Annotated in this window: 20 protein-coding genes; 3 read left to right on the top strand and 17 right to left on the bottom strand. The window is 38.1% G+C overall.

Annotation, left to right across the window (positions count from 1 at the left end; all coding sequences use genetic code 11):
* Nucleotides 1-142: 142 nt before the first annotated feature.
* The 3 genes from FA727_RS04140 to yneA all read right to left on the bottom strand — a co-directional run bounded on the left by FA727_RS04140 (nucleotide 143) and on the right by yneA (nucleotide 1,439).
* Nucleotides 143-376: a DUF896 domain-containing protein gene (locus FA727_RS04140; protein WP_136829448.1), complete on the bottom strand. Its 234-nt coding sequence runs from the start codon at nucleotides 374-376 to the stop codon at nucleotides 143-145.
* A 74-nt stretch (nucleotides 377-450) separates the two neighbouring features.
* Nucleotides 451-1,107: a YneB family resolvase-like protein gene (locus FA727_RS04135; RefSeq protein WP_136829447.1), complete on the bottom strand. Its 657-nt coding sequence runs from the start codon at nucleotides 1,105-1,107 to the stop codon at nucleotides 451-453.
* A gap of 17 nt (nucleotides 1,108-1,124) precedes the next feature.
* Nucleotides 1,125-1,439: a cell division suppressor protein YneA gene (gene yneA, locus FA727_RS04130; RefSeq protein ID WP_136829446.1), complete on the bottom strand. Its 315-nt coding sequence runs from the start codon at nucleotides 1,437-1,439 to the stop codon at nucleotides 1,125-1,127.
* A 155-nt stretch (nucleotides 1,440-1,594) separates the two neighbouring features.
* On the opposite strand from yneA, the gene lexA reads away from it, so the two are divergent.
* A complete protein-coding gene (gene lexA / locus FA727_RS04125) occupies nucleotides 1,595-2,218 on the top strand; it encodes a transcriptional repressor LexA (RefSeq protein ID WP_126406182.1) in 624 nt (207 codons plus the stop codon).
* A gap of 60 nt (nucleotides 2,219-2,278) precedes the next feature.
* On the opposite strand, the gene FA727_RS04120 is transcribed toward lexA, so the two are convergent.
* The 5 genes from FA727_RS04120 to hflX form a co-directional block, all read right to left on the bottom strand.
* Nucleotides 2,279-2,779, bottom strand: coding sequence for a hypothetical protein (locus tag FA727_RS04120; protein ID WP_136829445.1), 501 nt, complete (start codon nucleotides 2,777-2,779; stop codon nucleotides 2,279-2,281).
* A 342-nt stretch (nucleotides 2,780-3,121) separates the two neighbouring features.
* A complete protein-coding gene (glnA, locus tag FA727_RS04115) occupies nucleotides 3,122-4,456 on the bottom strand; it encodes a type I glutamate--ammonia ligase (protein ID WP_136829444.1) in 1,335 nt (444 codons plus the stop codon).
* A gap of 28 nt (nucleotides 4,457-4,484) precedes the next feature.
* Nucleotides 4,485-4,895: a MerR family transcriptional regulator gene (locus FA727_RS04110; protein WP_136829443.1), complete on the bottom strand. Its 411-nt coding sequence runs from the start codon at nucleotides 4,893-4,895 to the stop codon at nucleotides 4,485-4,487.
* A gap of 122 nt (nucleotides 4,896-5,017) precedes the next feature.
* Nucleotides 5,018-6,289: a methionine gamma-lyase family protein gene (locus tag FA727_RS04105; protein WP_136829442.1), complete on the bottom strand. Its 1,272-nt coding sequence runs from the start codon at nucleotides 6,287-6,289 to the stop codon at nucleotides 5,018-5,020.
* Between the two features lie 12 nt (nucleotides 6,290-6,301).
* Nucleotides 6,302-7,558 carry a GTPase HflX gene (hflX, locus tag FA727_RS04100; protein ID WP_136829441.1) on the bottom strand — a complete coding sequence of 419 codons (1,257 nt, stop codon included), beginning with the start codon at nucleotides 7,556-7,558 and terminating at the stop codon, nucleotides 6,302-6,304.
* 226 nt (nucleotides 7,559-7,784) lie between these two features.
* On the opposite strand from hflX, the gene FA727_RS04095 reads away from it, so the two are divergent.
* Nucleotides 7,785-8,411, top strand: a complete 627-nt coding sequence (locus FA727_RS04095) for a trimeric intracellular cation channel family protein (protein ID WP_136829440.1) — start codon at nucleotides 7,785-7,787, stop codon at nucleotides 8,409-8,411.
* Nucleotides 8,412-8,440: 29 nt separating this feature from the next.
* Here FA727_RS04095 and spoVK read toward each other — a convergent pair whose 3' ends face one another.
* The 3 genes from spoVK to miaA form a co-directional block, all read right to left on the bottom strand.
* Nucleotides 8,441-9,388, bottom strand: coding sequence for a stage V sporulation protein K (gene spoVK, locus FA727_RS04090; protein ID WP_136829439.1), 948 nt, complete (start codon nucleotides 9,386-9,388; stop codon nucleotides 8,441-8,443).
* A gap of 313 nt (nucleotides 9,389-9,701) precedes the next feature.
* Nucleotides 9,702-9,941: an RNA chaperone Hfq gene (gene hfq / locus FA727_RS04085; RefSeq protein WP_136829438.1), complete on the bottom strand. Its 240-nt coding sequence runs from the start codon at nucleotides 9,939-9,941 to the stop codon at nucleotides 9,702-9,704.
* A gap of 26 nt (nucleotides 9,942-9,967) precedes the next feature.
* On the bottom strand, nucleotides 9,968-10,933 hold the full coding sequence (gene miaA / locus FA727_RS04080) for a tRNA (adenosine(37)-N6)-dimethylallyltransferase MiaA (RefSeq protein WP_136831009.1): 966 nt from the start codon (nucleotides 10,931-10,933) through the stop codon (nucleotides 9,968-9,970).
* Nucleotides 10,934-11,209: 276 nt separating this feature from the next.
* Between miaA and mreBH the strand changes: the two genes are divergently transcribed.
* Complete coding sequence (gene mreBH, locus FA727_RS04075) at nucleotides 11,210-12,217, top strand: rod-share determining protein MreBH (protein ID WP_136829437.1); 1,008 nt, start codon at nucleotides 11,210-11,212, stop codon at nucleotides 12,215-12,217.
* A gap of 39 nt (nucleotides 12,218-12,256) precedes the next feature.
* Here the strand turns inward: mreBH and FA727_RS04070 are convergent, their stop codons facing one another.
* From FA727_RS04070 to FA727_RS04045, 6 genes are all read right to left on the bottom strand, one after another.
* Entirely contained in the window at nucleotides 12,257-12,589 is a 333-nt protein-coding gene (locus tag FA727_RS04070) for a spore coat protein (RefSeq protein WP_136829436.1), read from the bottom strand.
* Nucleotides 12,590-12,711: 122 nt separating this feature from the next.
* The gene (locus FA727_RS04065; protein ID WP_136829435.1) at nucleotides 12,712-13,161 is read right to left on the bottom strand and encodes a hypothetical protein; all 450 of its coding nucleotides are present in this window, start codon (nucleotides 13,159-13,161) and stop codon (nucleotides 12,712-12,714) included.
* Nucleotides 13,162-13,323: 162 nt separating this feature from the next.
* Complete coding sequence (gene mutL / locus FA727_RS04060) at nucleotides 13,324-15,162, bottom strand: DNA mismatch repair endonuclease MutL (protein ID WP_136829434.1); 1,839 nt, start codon at nucleotides 15,160-15,162, stop codon at nucleotides 13,324-13,326.
* A gap of 21 nt (nucleotides 15,163-15,183) precedes the next feature.
* Nucleotides 15,184-17,805: a DNA mismatch repair protein MutS gene (gene mutS, locus FA727_RS04055; protein ID WP_136829433.1), complete on the bottom strand. Its 2,622-nt coding sequence runs from the start codon at nucleotides 17,803-17,805 to the stop codon at nucleotides 15,184-15,186.
* Between the two features lie 200 nt (nucleotides 17,806-18,005).
* Nucleotides 18,006-18,548, bottom strand: a complete 543-nt coding sequence (locus FA727_RS04050) for an outer spore coat protein CotE (RefSeq protein ID WP_136829432.1) — start codon at nucleotides 18,546-18,548, stop codon at nucleotides 18,006-18,008.
* 495 nt (nucleotides 18,549-19,043) lie between these two features.
* A complete protein-coding gene (locus FA727_RS04045) occupies nucleotides 19,044-19,475 on the bottom strand; it encodes a YlbF/YmcA family competence regulator (RefSeq protein ID WP_136829431.1) in 432 nt (143 codons plus the stop codon).

The raw sequence follows: 19,475 nt of genomic DNA, 5'->3' as shown, positions 1-19,475 counted from the left end.
AACCTATAAAGTAAATATTTAAAGAAAAAATCAATTTTGTTCCTATTTTCCCACTATTTTTTGTCTCTATGTGTAATATATATATCCTTTCAAAGGAATTAAAAAAAGGAATAACGTATATATACGCATTCCTTTATAACTTTTAATTTAATTTATTTTTATTTTGGTACTGCTTCAATTTATCTGGAGTAACATCATTACCATCAGGATCCATGATGGTTACACCTTTTAATGTTGTAAGCATAGATGAGCGAAAAGTCTCCAAATATTCTTTGCGAAGTAAAGTTTGTTCTTTCGCTTCCTCATCAGTAAGACGCGTTTGCTTCGCTTTATTTGCTAGCTCATTAATTCTTGCCATTTTTTCTTTTGAAAGCATGATTAAGCTCCTTTTTCTTTACCTTGAGTAACATAAATATTACTATGAATCAGCTCTTTTTACAAGGAATGAGCTTATGCTTCCTGGCTTCCTTTTTCTTCTATGTATTCCTGATATCTTCTATGGACTGTTGCTTTTGAAACTGGATATCCAAATCCTCTTAAGGTTGCTGCAATCTCTGCAAAGGTAAGGTCATTTTGTCGGAGTCGCACAATTTCCTTAATCGGTATTTCTACCCGTTCTCTTCCACTACTTTCTCCTAGATTTTTAAGATTGTTTTGCGGCTTATATCCTTCCTTAATTGCCTTATTCATGCCTCTTTTAATTTTGATATTATGTATTTTCCGTTGATATTCCTCTACCATCCCTACTATTTGCAATACCATTGAATCAGCCTCAGATACTTGGAGCTGCCCATTATGCGCGACCGTGTATAGAGTCACATTTTCCTTCATAATACAATGCAACAAGGCAATTTTCGCATTGCCTCTTCCTAATCTTGTTTCATCTTGAATTAAAACGACTTGAATGTTCCTATCCTTAATTAAAGATATTAACTCAATAACGCCTTCTCTTTCCAAATCATAGCCACTGGCTTGTTCTTTTATGACCTTCACCACTTCAAATTGATAGTTAGCCGCTAAATCTAAAAGTTCTTCCTCCTGCCTTATTAAAGAGGATTCTTGAGTATCCTTTTTCGTACTAACTCGACAATATACAACTGCATTCATTGAACAATACTTCCTTACTATTCGTTTTCCCCGCTACTAGCTAAAAATAAATTATCAGCCTTCACAGGAATGATAAGTGAATCACCTACATTAATAGTATCATCAATTTCATTTGTCTTCTTGACCCAGTTGATAAATTGTTTAGAAGAAAGTTGATGCTCGTCCGCATAAGCTTGCGATAATTCCCATAAAGAATCACCTTCCTCAACAGTGATAGAGATGAATTCTTCATTTATAGTAGATTCAGATTTCTGTGCAAAAACAAATGCCAAAGAAAAACTCAATAAGATTAGTATAATAGCATAAGAATATCGATTCCAAATTTTTTTCATTAAAAACACCTCATTTAAGAATGTATGTTCGTTTATTTGAATTTATTATAATACGAACATTTGTTTTGTGTCAACAAAAATTCGAACTTATGTTTGTATCAATTGGTAATACATGCTATAATTGAAACAAGAAATAAGATTCGAGGTGTGAAAGTATGGTTAAGCTATCAAAAAGACAACAAGATATTCTTGAATTTATAAAAGACGAAGTTAAGCTTAAAGGATACCCACCATCCGTTAGAGAAATCGGTGAGGCTGTTGGACTTGCTTCAAGTTCTACCGTTCACGGCCACTTAGCAAGACTTGAAAGTAAAGGACTTATCCGTCGTGACCCTACCAAGCCACGCGCGATTGAGATTTTAGAAATCGACGAGGCTTCTAATATTCCAAAGAGCAAGGTCATTAATGTACCGGTTGTCGGAAAGGTAACAGCAGGCTTACCTATAACAGCCATCGAAAACGTGGAGGAATATTTCCCATTACCAGAGCGACTTGCTGCTGATGATGAGAATGTTTTCATGTTAGAGATTATGGGAGAAAGCATGATTGAAGCGGGAATTTTAGATGGTGACTATGTTATCGTTAGACAGCAACAATCAGCTAATAACGGAGATATTGTTGTAGCTATGACAGACGAAGACGAAGCAACGGTTAAGCGTTTCTTCAAAGAAAAAGATTACATCCGCCTTCAACCAGAAAACTCTACTATGGAACCTATTATTTTGAGAAATGTCTCTATTCTTGGTAAAGTAATTGGTGTTTATCGCCATATTCATTAAGTATAAGATATGACTAAAAAGCAAGCTGTCGCTTGCTTTTTTCTATTTATACATTCATGATTAATTCATATTTTGATGAAACTTACCCTTCAAAAATCCTGAAAAATTTTCTTTTACATATTGAAAACCATATAACTGTAATGCAAGGATGACGAACACTCCTAATAATTGAATCTTTTTCATACGAACCAATGAGGCGATCCCAAATTTGGTTAACCAATGATCTACTAATATAAAAGTAAAAAATGCGTCAACGATTAAGTTTATTAACATGTATTTAAAAAACTTTCCATAGGTTAGCTTTAGAATCCACATTGAACCGATAAAAAACGGTCCAACTATTAAAGGTATTGACCCCGAGAGTTCTGGATGGAGTTTTGTATACCACCACCACCATTTTCGTTTTTTCGCAATGAAGTTAACCAATCGAACCATTAAGGAAATAAATAGACCAGCCGATAAAAATCTTTTAAATGCAGCTTTCCCTAGCAAAGGAATCGATAGCCAAGGTAGAATCATCATTAGTATTAGCAATGGTTTCGTGTATTTCATAATCTTCATCAGACTAGCCTCCTACTCCACATATCTGGAATAATTTCCCCTTCAATAAGGATAAATATGCAAATAGGAATGTTGATTCAAAATTTGCGCCACACTAGATAAAAAGGACGAAAGGATTGAATCTATGGGGCATTTTTTCACACACTTCCTTACTAGTTTTATCACTTCGGCAATTACTATGAAATATAACTTAACTTGGCACCGAAAGATTATACTTATCTTTATCCCTCTCTTCGCACTCTTTACCCTAGCCCAGACAACTTACTTTATTAAGATGGTTGAACGAATTCAAGCACAAAAAACCCCTTAACCACAGGAATGGTTAAGGGGTTTTTGCATTTATTAATACATGGACATGTATTGTTCTCTTTCCCAAGGATGAACTTGAGTGCGGAACATATCCCATTCGATCTCTTTTGCTTCGATGAAGTGCTCAAGAATGTGATCTCCAAGAGCAGAAGTCATAACTTCATCAGATTTTAATTGATCAAGAGCTTGAGCTAAAGTAGCTGGTAAATCAATGATTCCCTCTTCAATGCGCTCTTCTCTTGTCATTACATAGATGTTACGATCTACTGGAGCTGGAGGAGTTAAGTTATTCTTAATTCCGTCAAGACCAGCACTTAAAAGAACAGCCATTGCTAAATATGGGTTAGCAGCTGGGTCTACGCTTCTTACTTCAACACGAGTACTTAAACCGCGAGAAGCAGGAATACGAATTAATGGCGAACGGTTTCTAGCAGACCATGCAACATAGCAAGGTGCTTCATAACCAGGAACTAGACGCTTGTAAGAGTTCACTGTTGGGTTCGTTACAGCAGTGAAGTTTGGAGCATGCTTAATGATACCAGCAATGAATTGACGAGCTGTATCGCTTAGTTCTAAGTTTCCAGTTGGATCGTAGAACGCATTTTCTCCGTTTTTGAATAATGAAACGTTGCTGTGCATTCCAGAACCGTTTACACCGAATAATGGTTTTGGCATGAATGTCGCATGAAGACCATGCTTACGAGCAATCGTTTTTACAACTAATTTAAAGGTTTGAATTTGGTCACATGCTGTAATTGCATCAGCATATTTGAAGTCAATTTCGTGCTGACCAGGAGCAACCTCATGGTGAGATGCTTCAATTTCAAAACCCATTTCTTCTAATTCTAAAACGATATCACGGCGGCAGTTTTCACCAAGGTCTGTTGGAGCAAGGTCAAAGTAACCACCAGCATCATTTAGTTCAAGAGTTGGGTCGCCTTTTTCATCAAGCTTGAATAAGAAGAATTCTGGTTCAGGTCCTAAGTTGAAATCAGTGAATCCTAACTCTTCCATCTCTTTCAAAATACGACGGAGGTTGTTACGTGGGTCACCTAAGAATGGTGTACCATCTGGATTGTAAATATCACAAATCAAGCGTGCTACTTTACCTTTTTCAGCTGTCCACGGGAAAACTACCCATGTATCTAGATCTGGATATAGGTACATATCAGATTCTTCAATACGAACGAATCCTTCGATAGAAGAACCATCAAACATCATTTTGTTGTCTAATGCTTTTTCAAGCTGACTGATAGGAATCTCCACATTCTTAATTGTTCCTAAGATGTCTGTGAATTGTAGACGGATAAACTTTACGTTCTCCTCACTTGCCAATCTTTTGATATCATCTTTTGTAAACTTCGCCATGCTTCTTCCTCCCCATTCTTACTTCTTTTTATGACTTAAAAAAGCGAGACATATCTCCTTGACGCAACGAGGAACGATTAAATCTTCCAGCCTGCGTTAATTCAGACCGAAGAATTTTCCTCAATTCATCATCAGACAATTCGCGTCTTACTTTTTTAGCTTCCTTCTGCATTTCTTCTGTCACTACTTGCTTTTCCTTAGAGGAAAAAAGTTGTTTAATTCCAGCGAGATTGACACCTTGATCAATTAAATCCTTAATTTCAAGGAGAAGGTCAATATCATTAAGAGAAAACATTCTCCGATTCCCTTCTGTTCTTGCTGGAGATATCAATTGGTGTTCCTCGTAGTAGCGGATTTGACGTGCAGTTAAATCAGTTAATTGCATCACAATTCCTATTGGAAATAGTGGCATCGTACGACGAATTTCACTTCCGCTCATGCGATTGTCTCTCCACCTTTCTATCATGTTTTTATTATATGAAATGTTAGTTTTTCTGTCAACACCATGTTAGGTTTTGTAACATAAAAAAATTAAATATTTTTTTCTAGTAATCTAAAGTTTTAATCAATCTGTAAAAGACCCTTTTCTAATAAGTGATTCAATGCGATACAAATCGCCATTTTTACATGTGAATAGGTTAATCCTCCTTGTACATAGGCAACGTATGGAGGGCGAGTCGGGCCGTCTGCAGTTAATTCGATGCTTGCTCCTTGGATGAATGTCCCTGCAGCCATAATCACATCATCCTCATAACCAGGCATATAGCTTGGATACGGAGTGACATGCGAATTAATAGGTGAAGCAAATTGAATTGCTTGGCAAAAGGCAACCATTTTCTCCTTATCATCAAATTGTACAGACTGGATTAAATCAGTACGGGATGCATTCCACTTTGGATTTGTATTCATTCCTAGCTTCTCTAATGTAGCGGCCGTTAGGATCGCACCTTTTAATGCTTGTCCAACAACATGAGGCGCTAAGAAAAATCCTTGGTACATTTCCTGCAGGCTATACAGGGATGCTCCTGCCTCGCGTCCGATACCAGGCGATGTCAAACGATAAGAACAAGCTTCAATCCATTCCTGTTTTCCAACGAGATATCCGCCAGTCTTCGCCAGCCCCCCACCTGGATTTTTAATGAGCGAACCCGCCATTAGATCAGCCCCAACATGGCATGGCTCCAAGTCTTCTACAAATTCTCCATAACAGTTGTCGACAAACACAACGGTATCTGACTTAATCTCTTTTACAAAATCAATCATTTCTTTAATTTGAGCGATGGTAAAGGAAGGTCGGTTGGCATAGCCTTTGGAACGCTGAATTCCAATCATTTTCGTATTCGGCTTCATCGCTTCTTTAATCGCTTGATAATCAATTTGACCATCTTCCGTTAAGGCAACACTATTATAAGAAATTCCGTATTCCTTTAAGGAACCGACTCCATTCCCTCGAATCCCGACAATTTCTTCTAACGTGTCATACGGCTTCCCAGTAATATAGAGAAGTTCATCCCCTGGTCGAAGTACGCCAAATAGCGCAATAGAAATCGCGTGTGTTCCAGAAATAATCTGTGGTCTCACAAGTCCCGCTTCCCCACCAAACACTTCAGCATATATTTCTTCTAGTGTGTCTCGGCCAATATCATCATAGCCATAGCCGGTTGATGGTATGAAATGTGAGTCACTCACGCGCTTGTTTTGAAAACTCGATAAAACACGAAATTGATTTCGGTCGATTCTCTCATCGATTTCTTTATGTAATGGGTCAATTTTCACCTCTACTTCCTTTATGATTTTTTCTAGCTTGACCCCATACTTTAATTGTTGAAACATGTTGCTCTCCTTCTAAACTGTATATTTTTTCAACTGTCCATAAATTTGATGGTCTGTGAGTGCATATCCTTTACAAACATAGGCTTGTTTTTCTTCATGAAAATTTAATTCTCTTAAAATCGTTTCATTCTTCAACTGGGAAAGCAGCTTCCCTTCTGAAGATGGAACTTCTACATGATAATATTCCATTGATTGAATGGCTAGCTTTTCAATCTTCTGCTTCAAACGAATTCGATCGTCCTTATCAAAAGCACTGATGCTAATCGTCGCTGTCTTTGCGGTTGGAACAAAATCTATATGCTGTAAATCCCGCTTATTGTAGACGGTTAGCTGTGGAATTTGATGAACCTCTAAATCCTCTAATAGTTTATGTACCGTTTCCTCATGCTGAAAATAATCCTCATTCGACATGTCGACTACATGAAGGATTAAGTCAGCCTCACTTACCTCTTCTAATGTAGAACGAAAAGACGCAATCAATGTTGTCGGAAGGTCTTGAATAAATCCAACCGTATCTGTTATGAGTGCACCAAAGCCACTAGGTAAGATGACTTTTCGCGTCATTGGATCAAGGGTTGCGAATAATTGATTCTCTTCAAAAGAATCCGCTTCCGTTAATCGGTTAAAAAGCGTTGATTTTCCTGCATTTGTATAACCGACAATTGCAATCTGGAATGTCTTATTTTTCTTTCTTCTTTCCCGGTAGCGGTCTCGATGCTGGACAATGACAGATAATTGATTCTTAATATCATCAATCCTTCTACGAATATGACGACGGTCAGATTCTAGCTTCGTTTCCCCAGGACCTCTAGTTCCAATCCCTGCACCAAGTCTTGAGAGTTGAGTACCTTGTCCACCAAGTCTAGGTAAAAGATAATGGAGCTGAGCAAGCTCAACTTGCAATTTTCCTTCTTTCGATCGAGCACGCGTTGCAAAGATATCCAGAATTAATTGGGTTCGATCAATAATTCTTGCATCAATGTTTGCGGAAAGATTTCTGACCTGACTCGGAGATAATTCATCATTAAAGATAATTAAATCTGCTTCAAGTTCTTCCTCAAGCGCTCTTAATTCTTCAACTTTACCTTTTCCTATGTATGTAGAGGGATGAACACGGTCACGCTTTTGAATTAATTTTGCAACGACCTTTCCTTTTGCTGTTTCTGTTAAGGACTCAAGCTCATCCATCGAATATTCATATCGAAGTTCATCCTCCGTTGTTTGACAGCCAACGATGATGACTTTTTCATAGCTAGTTTCTTGATTCACTAAATTGCCTCCTTACTACAAGTTGCCTCCCATTTGGGACAACAAATAACACTTTGCTTTCATCATATCAAATATTGTTCCACAAAACGAATTTTTCATTGGAGAATAGAGCCTTCCATGATAAAATCAAATTGTTTGTTTGCAAAAATTTACTGAAGAGCTTATTCGAATCAAATAATTTGAAAAGCTTGCATCTGAGATTTGTAGATTAGAGGAGAAAAATAGCATGACTTGGGAAGTATTAAGTATGATTGGCACAGTTGCCTTCGCCATGAGCGGTGCCATTATTGCCATGGAAGAGGATTTTGATATTTTAGGAGTATACATATTAGGAATTGTTACCGCATTTGGTGGTGGAGCAATACGAAACCTTTTAATCGGAGTGCCTGTCTCCGCATTATGGGAGCAAGGTGTATTTTTTCAAATCGCCCTACTATCTATTACAATCGTATTCTTATTTCTTAACAATCTCCTAAAGCTTTGGCAAAGATGGGGAAACTTTTTTGACGCCATTGGATTATCCGCCTTCGCCATTCAAGGGGCAATGTATGCTGTTAAAATGAATTTATCATTAAGTGCTGTCATTGTTGCTGCTGTTCTAACCGGTAGTGGCGGTGGGATGATTCGAGATTTACTCGCTGGAAGAAAACCACTTATTTTACAAGCAGAAATATACGGGGTATGGGCAATCGTGTGTGGCCTAGCCATCGGGCTTAAACTAGCTGTAAGCTCGATGGAGTTGTACATTCTTTTTGTTCTTGTCACATTATTGCGTGTACTATCTTATACATACAACTGGAGGCTTCCGAAAAGATTATCCTTCGAAAAAAAAGGTGCGTTTTATAAAATGTAAAAGGATCCAGTCCGCGCTGGATCCTTTTTCTAATAATCATCCAATATCAAGTCATTACTCCGTAACGTCATCAAATCATGTCGGTCATAATGGTTTTGTAAAAGCAATCTCATTGATTGAGAACGAATCGATTTTTCAATAATATTTCGCATATATCTTCCGTTCGAGAAACTTGTTAAACTTAAGGATGTCTTCACCCAGTATAAATGTTCACGGAGTTTCTTTTCCGCTTCATGGCTCAATGTATATTCTTTTTCCTTCAGCATTTTCCCACCAATTTCCATCAGCTGATCAATCGTATAGTCAGGAAAATCAATGACAAGCGGAAAGCGTGAATATAACCCTGGGTTTAAAGTTAAAAATTGATCCATTTCTCGCGAGTAGCCAGCTAATATGAGGATAAAATCATGTTGCTTATCCTCCATATGCTTGACCATCGTATCGATTGCTTCTTTACCAAAATCTTTTTCTCCCCCGCGCCCTAAACTATAAGCCTCATCAACAAACAAAATTCCACCCATTGCCTTTTTAATTAAGTCTCTTGTTTTCTGTGCAGTATGGCCAATATACTCTCCGACTAAATCTGCCCTTTCTGCTTCAATAAGATGCCCTTTCGATAGAACATTCATCCGATGAAACAACTTACCAATTAATCTTGCAACTGTTGTTTTTCCTGTTCCAGGATTTCCTTTAAACATCATATGAAGAGCTTGCTTTCCCGCTTTTAAACCTACTTCTTCTCGCTTTTTATTGACATATATCCAAGCATAAATTTCTTTTATTGTTTTTTTCATTTCATCCATTCCAACAAGTGCACCGAGTTCTTCTTCAATTTCCTTTAACGCGGCATGCTCTTGTTGCATTTCCTTTGGAACAACTTTTAAATCTGGAAGTTCTTTTTCTAATGTTTTTCTCTGTTGTGAATTAAGGACAATACTAATTTGTCCGTTATTTTTCATGCGAAAAGGTTGGTCCAAAGCTTTCACCTCTCATTTCTTTCAAGGCAATTTCGTCTTTTTTTAGAAAGCCTTCCTTAAAAACAATATACTCAAAGAATGCTATTGTTGTGACAAATGCCTATTTAGGACTCGCTCTTGTGATATTCAACTTCAAAAAAAGGTAACTAATCTATATGTATTCAATTCAGTCCTATTTCATTAGGATTTTTTCTCAAACTAAAAGACCCACCTCATTGTGTATGAAGTGAGCCTTAGAAATATTTATGACGTATTAGTTTTTCCTTCGAACCAATTTTCAAGCAATTTTCCTATATGAAGAAATCGCTATTAATTATGATTGTTGTGGACCTTCTAAATCAATTTGAACATTCCTTTGAGGCGCAAAGGTTGAAATCGCATGCTTGTATACAAGCTGCTGCTTACCTTCTGATTCAAACAAAACAGTAAAATTATCAAAGCCCTTGATCTGGCCTCTTAATTGGAAACCATTTAATAAAAATACTGTAACGCTGATACCGTCCTTACGCAACTGATTCAAAAACTGGTCTTGAATGTTAATGGATTGTTTCATCATGGGATCCTCCTCTTTTATCTCTATTAATATGTATTCGATTTTATTTCTAGCTTTCCTTCAATATACGAAGAAATTTCCGTAATTTTTTTATGTAAAGTTTCGATTGTCGTCACATCTGACATATCGAACCACTCCACATCCATTTTATTACGAAACCAAGTTAATTGGCGTTTCGCATACCGACGTGAATTTTGTTTCAGCTGTTCAACGGCTTCCACAATAGATATTTTACCATATAAATATTCATAAATCTCTTTGTAGCCGATCGCTTGAATGGATTGACAATCTTTCAATCCTGTTTGAAAAAGCTGCTCCACTTCCTCTAACAATCCTTGTTCCATCATGATATCTACTCGTTTGTTAATGCGCTCATATAATTTTTCTCTGTCCATCGTCAACCCAATGATCGCTGTATCATACATCAAATCTGGAGTCTGACTTTCTTGATATTGAGACATTGTCTTTCCAGTGCAGTGAACAATTTCTAGCGCTCGAACAACTCTTCGTAGATTATTCGGATGAATCGACTCCGCTCCTACTGGATCGACCTTCAGTAATTCCTGATAGATCGCTTCATTGCCTTCCACTTCCGCCCTTTTTTCAAGAGTACGTCGGAATTCTTCGTCCGATGGGGCATCCGAAAACTGATAATCATAAATGACGGATTGTATGTATAAGCCCGTACCTCCAACAATCATCGGGAGCTTTCCCCGTAGTGTAATCTCGGTTATTTTTTTGCGAACCCGCTCCTGAAATTCTGCAACGGAAAAGGATTCATTAGGCTCTTTAATGTTAATTAAATGATGGGGAATTCCTTCCATCTCTTCATCGGTAATCTTGGCGGTTCCAATATCCATCCCTTTATAAATTTGCATCGAATCGCCACTAATGATTTCTCCGTTGAAAGCTTTTGCTAACTCAATGCTTAGTTTTGTTTTCCCTACAGCTGTAGGTCCAATTAAAACCACTACTTTTTCACGTTTCACCAATACCGCCACTGCCTTTTCATTCCATTTGTGTTTTATAAAGAACTTTTGCTAATACATCGTAACACATTTAAAGGCAATTATTAAAGGATTCACCATTTTACTCAACATTTATCAATTATGCCCAATCCTTTTTACCCCTATTCAAAGTCCTAGGTTATTTCCGATTTTTTCTTGTTTCATTACAATTCCTTAACGATTAGATAACAACCCCCAATTTCGACATATCTCGTGCTAATTTATATAAAGTAAAAACAACAAGGAATTGGTGGGAACAAAATGCTTTCAGCAAATGAAATTGGAATTGATTTAGGAACAGCAAATATATTAGTTTATAGTAAAAATAAAGGAATCGTACTCAACGAACCTTCCATTGTAGCAATTGATATTAACACACAAAAGGTCATTGCTTTTGGCCGTGATGCCAAAGAAATGGTCGGAAAGACGCCTGCAAATATTCGTGTTATTCGTCCTTTAAAAAATGGAGTAATTGCAGATTATGACATTACGACTGAACTATTGAAAATTATTATGAGAAAAGCTGCTCAACTAACAGGATTAACGGTTAGAAAACCGAATGTAGTTATTTGCACCCCTTCAGCAGCAACTAGTGTTGATAAAAGAGCGATTCAAGATGCCGCGCGCAACGCTGGTGCAAAGCAAGTCATTTTAATTGATGAGCCAGTAGCGGCAGCCATCGGATCAGGTCTTCCGATCGATGAGCCTGTCGCAAACATGATTGTCGACATCGGTGGCGGTTCAACCGAAGTTGCCATTATTTCATTCGGCGGTGTCGTAGCATGTCAATCGATCACTGTTGGTGGCGACAGATTGGATGAGGAAATTATCCAGTACATTCGTAAACAGTACAATGTTCTTGTCGGTGAGAGAACGGCCGAGCAAGTAAAAATGGAGATTGGCTATGCTCTTGTTGATCATCGTGAACTTGAAATGGATGTAAGAGGTAGAGATTTAGTAACAGGATTACCAAAAACAATTACCCTATCTTCCTACGAAATTCGTGATACTTTAAAGGAATCACTTCTTCATATTCTTGAAGCAATTCGTGCTACACTCGAAGAATGCCCAGCAGAACTAAGTGGTGATATCGTTGACCGCGGTGTTATTTTAACTGGTGGAGGATCATTGCTTAACGGAATGGAAGAATGGCTTAGTAAGGAAATTTTTGTTCCAGTGCAGCTTGCAGAGAATCCTCTTGAATCAGTTGCATTAGGTACTGGCGATTCTTTACGTTTAATGAAAAGACTCCAACAATCAATCAAATGAAATGGAAGGACACCTACAATGCAGGTGTCCTTTACTATATTATCTAGAGCGTCTGTGATGCCCTCCATTATGCTGATGTCCATTGTGATTGTTGTGCCCGCCATGGTTATTTCCGCCATGATTGTGCCCATTGTGATGTCCTTGGTAGCCACCATAATGTCCTCCTTGACCTAAAAGACTCCCGCCTAATAAGCCTGCTCCTAATCCGAGTAATCCAGCGTAAATATTGCCACTCGGATATCCGTATCCATAACCACTGTATCCTGGTCCATAACCCGGGCCGTACCCATAACCGTATCCTGTTCCCGGATAACCATATCCACCTGGTCCTCCGTAGCCATAGTATCTTTTGTCATTTTGAAGCGAGTTCATTTAGTTGCCTCCCCTCTGTTCTCAGTTAGTCCATTATATGTAGACAACTTATAGTTCGGAATGGGTAGACAAGCTAAATGGGCAATTCTCCTAGTCTAAATAGATGAACAAGATTCCTTTTATCATGTTTCGATAATCTTTTTTCTCAATCTATTAAAATAGATGAAGATCGGAAGTGGAATCACAATAAAGCCTAGACTCTTAATAATTTGATTAACAGCGTTATTTTTCTGTCTCTGTTCTTCATCTTCAATGAGTTGATCATATTGGGTTCTTAACTCATCCTCACTTAAGGTATTTTTATCATCCTGAGATATTTTTTCACTTTCCTTCATCATTTTAAAATCAGAGTAGCTTTGATAATAGGCAGGTGGACTCACTAAATCAGCAGTGGCCATAAAAATGGAGATCCCTCCTCCTATCACCATCATTAATGTCGCAAAAAGAACTAAATAAGTGTATAAATGGCGAATCATCTTCTCTCCTCCTTCCTTATTTTTTACTGCAGCAATAATGATAAAAGCAATCAAAATTAACCCGATAAAAAAAGGCAAAACAGCTAATAGAACCAATTGATCACCCCTAAGAATGGCCTACTACTATATTTATGACAGACGAATCTTTTTTCTACCTTGATGATTAACTTTATTATATCTTGTTTTCCACATATTAGAAATAGACGATCCCATAAGACAAAAAATCGCCAAACTCGTTTCCTGAGCTTGGCGATTTACTTACATTACACGCTTAAACATCTTTTCCATATCATACGAGGAATAATGAATGATAATCGGTCGTCCATGAGGGCAAGTAAACGGATCCGATGACCTTCTTAGTTCATCAAGTAGTGCTTGAATTTCACTTGTCTGCAGATAATGATTTGCTTTAATGGAACCTTTGCAACTCATCATAATGGCAGCTTCTTCTCTTAATTTCTTAATATCTACTTTTTTCATCGTTAGGATCTGTTCAATCATTTCTTCGATTGTTTCTTTCTCTTCCCCTTTAGGAAACCATTGCGGATGGGAACGTACGATAAAACTATTAATCCCAAATGGCTCAAGGAAAACTCCAACTTCCTCTAGCTTATCCTTGTGCTCCATAATTTTAATCGTCTCATCAGACGAATATTCAAAAGTTAGAGGAACCAGCATCTCTTGTAACTCTTTTTCAACTTGTCCAACCTTTTCTCTGAAATATTCGTATTTGATTCGTTCCTGAGCAGCATGTTGGTCAATGATATAGAGACCCTTCTCGTTTTGCGCAAAAATATAAGTTCCATGCATCTGTCCAATTGGATATAGAGGTGGAACACGTGATTCTATCGGTGCTGGTGTTTCTTCAACTTCTTCTACCACCGTCTCTGAGAAACTCGGTACAATCGGATCTTCCTGTCTCTTTTCCACAATCCTTTCCATTTTCTGAACAAACGGAATCTGTACAGGCGGCGAATATGGTTCGATTTCTGGAAGCTCATATTCGATTGGAGGCTGTTCCTCTTTCGCAATTGGGAGATGATCTAAATCAAAAGAAGGCTGCTCAGTCCGAATCATTTCTTTTGGCTCACGTTGCATCCCCGTTGGAATGAGCTCTTTCGTATGAAATGCTTCTTTAATGGTCTGGGCCACCAACTGGTTCAATTCGGCCTCTTTACTAAAACGAACCTCCATTTTAGAAGGATGTACATTCACATCTACTAGAATTGGATCCATCTCAATGTTAATCATGACGATTGGAAAACGTCCAATGGGAAGAAGGGTATGGTACCCCTCTTGAATCGCTTTGACTAACGGATAATTTTTGATGAAACGTCCGTTTACCATCGTTGTAATGTAGTTTCGAGAAGCACGCGTAATTTCCGGATAAGCAAGCCATCCACTAATTGTAAAATCAAGTGATGATGCTTGGATTGGAATCATTTTTTTCACAATGTTCAATCCGTAAATGGATGCTAGAACTTGTCGCACGTCACCATTTCCGTTCGTGTGAAGAAGCTTTCGGTCATTGTGCACTAAGCGAAAAGACACTTCTGGATGAGATAAAGCCAGACGATTGACAATGTCGGTAATATTCCCTAACTCGGTATGAACGGTCTTCATGTACTTTAATCGAGCAGGCGTATTGTAAAATAGATCAGTAATCTGGATATCTGTTCCTTTTCTCGCAGATGCTTTTTCATGTACTTCTAAATGTCCGCCTGCAAGTACGAGCCTAGTCCCCTCTTCACCTGTAGAGGTTTTCAACTCTAAGCGCGAGACAGAGGCAATACTCGGTAGTGCCTCACCGCGGAAACCGAGAGTTCTAATGCGAAAAAGGTCCTTTTCATTTTTAATCTTGCTGGTTGCATGTCTTCTAAAAGCCATCAACACATCTGATTCTTCAATCCCGTCACCATTATCAATAATTCGAATCTTCGAAAGTCCAGCTTCCTCTACTTCAATTTCAATAATCGTGCTATTTGCGTCAATCGCATTTTCCACTAATTCCTTTACAACAGAAGCGGGCCGTTCGACTACTTCACCAGCAGCAATCTTATTGGAAAGTAAATCATCGAGCTGAATAATTTTTCCCATCTGTCACACTCCTTTTTCGAATTAGTGTTTCAACTTCTTGTGAAGCTCATAAAGTGTATTCATCGCCTGCATTGGCGTTAATTCTAATATATCAATTTCTTTTATTTGATCTAATGCACGCTTTTCTTTACTAGAAAGTGTCGCTTTTTCTTTCACAACAGGATTCTCATCGAAGAAAGATAACTGCGCGTCAGCGGATGCTTTTGTTGTTTCTGCTATTTTTACAGTTTCTACTGTTGGTGCTTGTCCACTGCTTGGTGCGTCTTGACTTTCAAAAGCATGAAGTATTTCTTTCGCACGACCAATCAGACTAGCAGGCAGGTTCGCAAGCTGGGCAACATGTATTCCATAACTCTTATCTGCTGCACCTTCCTTGATTTTATGAAGGAAAACAACCTTGCCATTTTGTTCAATGGCGCTAACATGAATGTTCTTCAGTTGCTTTAATTCTTCTTCCAGTACAGTCAGCTCATGGTAATGAGTTGAAAACAATGTCTTTGCACCAATTCGATTATGAATGTACTCAATAATCGCTTGTGCGAGCGCCATACCATCATAGGTCGAAGTTCCGCGACCAATTTCATCAAATAGAATTAAGCTATTTTCCGTTGCATTCTCAATCGCATTATTAGCCTCTAGCATTTCGACCATGAACGTACTCTGACCCGAAATTAAGTCATCCGCCGCTCCGATTCTCGTAAAGACCTGATCGAAAATTGGTAGAGTTGCCTCATTCGCTGGAACAAAACAGCCGATTTGCGCTAAAATCGCTGTTAATGCAATTTGTCTCATATACGTACTTTTACCAGACATGTTCGGTCCTGTAATCAAAAGGACTTCTCGATCTTTATCCATATAGCAATCATTTGGCACATACTCTTGTGCCTTCATGACTTTTTCTACAACTGGATGACGTCCATCCTTTAATAGGATGATTCGTTCATCAGAAAAGCTTGGTTTCACATAATGTCTTTCTTCACTAATCGAAGCAAAGCATTGTAGAACATCGATTTCACTAACGGTTTTCGCTAATTGCTGTAATCTAGGGATATATCCTTTTACAAATTCACGAATCTCTGTAAAAAGCTCATATTCTAGCTCTACACTTTTTTCCTCTGCTTGTAAAATCAGTGCCTCTTTTTCTTTCAAGTCTGGAGTGATAAAGCGTTCAGCGTTTGTTAATGTCTGTTTACGATCATATTGGCCATCCTTCAGCAAGTGAAGGTTCGCTTTCGTGACTTCAATATAGTAACCAAAAACACGGTTATAGCCGACTTTTAACGTTTTAATACCGGTTTTCTCACGCTCTTCACGCTCTAATTGGGCAATCCAAGTCTTACCGTTTCTACTTGCATCTCGGTAGCGATCAAGCGCTTCATGGTATCCATCTTGAATTATATTTCCCTCCTTAATGGATAATGGAGGATTTTCCATAATTGCTCTCTCTAAAATATCGACCACTTCTTCACAAGGATCAAGCTGCTCCGCTAAAAGTTTCGCTGCTTCATTGTTCAGGTCATGAATGATAGCCTTTAGAGCTGGAATTTGCATTAACGAACGCTTCAATTGGATTAAATCACGGGCGTTGACATTTCCAAACGCAACTCGTCCAGCTAACCGCTCTAAATCATATACTTCTGTTAATTTTTCACGAATATCCTGACGTTCGAAGTAATGACTCATGAACGTTTCTACTAAAGACTGGCGACGTAAAATTTCTACTTTTTGAATAAGAGGTCTGTCAATCCAATGTTTAAGAAGTCTTCCTCCCATTGCCGTCTTTGTTTCATCTAGTAACCATAAAAGGGAACCCTTTTTCCCTTTCGAACGAATCGTCTCGGTAAGCTCGAGATTACGTTTCGAATAATAATCGATTTTCATAAATTGCTGGATTTCATATCGTGTAACTGGCTGCAAATGATCAAGACTTCTCTTTTGCGTACGATAGAGATAGTTAAATAGTCTAGAGATCGTCTTCGTCAGTTTCGTATCCTCTAATCCATTCAACAACACAGAAAAACTCTCATTTAGGTTTTCATTATCCTCAATTGATAGAGTTGCTCCAAAGCGCTCCTTCATTTTTCCTTTTAGCGCTTCATCTAGGCTTGCCGGGATGACTACTTCCTTTGCTCCAGAGAGAGCTAATTCATTCAGGACAAGTTCAAATTCACCTTCTAGTATGGTTACTTGGTTTTCCCCAGTTGATAAATCACTATATCCAAATCCATAGCTATTTTCGTCAAAAATGCTTAGTGTGGCAATATAGTTATTTTCTTTTTCATTTAGGCCACGGCCTTCCATCATTGTTCCAGGAGTAATCAATTGTACGACTTCTCGTTTTACAATCCCCTTTACCTGTCTCGGGTCCTCTGTCTGTTCACAGATCGCCACCTTAAAGCCTTTTTCTACAAGTCTTTCAATATATTGAGGAGCCGAATGATAAGGAACACCACACATCGGGATTCGATCCTCAGTGCCTCCTTCACGACTCGTTAACGTAATTTCTAATTCTTGTGATGCTTTTATGGCATCATCAAAAAACATTTCGTAAAAATCACCTAGACGAAAAAATAAAAAGGCATCTTGGTAGTCTGCCTTCACCTGTAAATATTGTTGTATCATCGGCGTATATGTAGCAGCCATATAAATCCTCCAAAACTCTCATTTGTGTTGAGTTAATATGTTTTTAATTCATTCATTTCACATTTAATAGAAACAGCAATCTGTTTCGTAGTCTCATTCTTTTATTATAGCATAGGGCAAGAATTGGTTGTATTGTTTCAATCGTTTTCCAATTTTCGAGAAAAGAAAAAACTAGGAAGCATGACCTTCCTAGCTTTGTTTTACTCCTCTTCAGAGCCGACTAAGAAATCTGGATCTAAATCTTCGAATTCTTCGTCGTCTACATCGAAGCAATCATCATCATCGTCTTTACACTTATCAGCGTGGACTTCGACACAAATTTTTGTTTCGCCGACTACTTCTACAAGAAACTCCCTCTCAACGTGGACAATGATTTTGTTTCCGTTCGGGGAAATCACAGCCTCTATGCAGTTTGGTTGCTGTAATACTTTAGCAATTACATCGAGTTCGTCGAGACAATCTGGGTCGCGGTATTTTAGTTTAATAACGTCTGTATAGTCTACTCGTTCTGTGACGACTTCGGTTTGTGTATTATCATTAAAGGAGTACCAAACATTGATATCATAGTAGCCGCAAACTTCAACTGTTTTTCCAACCTTTTTCGCCTCATACGTATGGTTAATAATCCAGCAACCTAGAATGCTCGTTGGATAGTGCTTCGGGCTAATCGTATGATTGGATTGAGTGAATTTTCGTCCTTTCGCTACGACCGCTTTTGTGATAATCTCTCTGTATTCTCCCATTGCGAGCGAACCTCCTCATTCAGTTTCATTTCATCCTATGCGGGATATTAGACTAGTGTGCTTATCTTTTTATTGGGCTCTTTTCTCATACATTCTTGCTATTGGAACAAAAGATCAATAAATAAATCTGTGTTTTCAATAATAATTAGTCTTAAATCAATGAGAAAAGAGCTTGCAAACGTGTTACGATGCACCAACTGACTATTTCTACGTTAAAATCGGCCGCTGGCCAACGGCATTAGGATTTTAACAACCATTTTAACGAAAACAGCCTTTTATTAATGTCGAATGCCTAATACGCACCCAATTAAGCCTTGTTCTAATCCATTTTTTCGCGTTCAATTGTTAATTCGAATATAGAACATCCTATGCATATACCTAGAAATGGGTGAATCTCTGTGATGAGAATTTGTGTTCATTTATATGTTGCGAAAGGCTCCGAACAAAAAAATCCCCTATACCAAGATTTCGGTATAGAGGAATTTTTACGCTATCTTAATGGTGGTGAGAGCATTCCTTGTTCTTCATTTCTGCTCCTGTTTCTCCGCTCAATAGGTCTCCACCTGTTGAAGTGATGATTTCATCCGTCACTTTATTAGAGATAGTGGAAGCTACAAGTTGAAGAAGGTCATTGACATCACCTTGGGATTGCTTAAATTCTTGAACAACTGGAATCGCATCAAGTTCAGCTTCAATTTTAGCAATCTTATCTTCCGTTCTTTTTAAAGCTTCTGGTTTACCGTAATGATGTAAATTCACTGCTTGCTTCTGCAAACCTTTAATCTCATCAATTAGCTTACGTACTCTTTCATTCTCATGAATTTGCGCCTCAGCTTTTTTGAAAAAATCTACTTCTTCTGTTTCTGCGATCATTGCAGCCAATTCACGCGCACGTGCGACGATATCATCTTTGTTAAACTTCGCCAT

The sequence above is a fragment of the Robertmurraya kyonggiensis genome (assembly GCF_005116465.1).
In the GTDB taxonomy this organism is placed as follows: Bacteria; Bacillota; Bacilli; order Bacillales; family Cytobacillaceae; genus Robertmurraya; species Robertmurraya kyonggiensis.
This window is presented reverse-complemented; position numbering and strand designations above follow the sequence as displayed.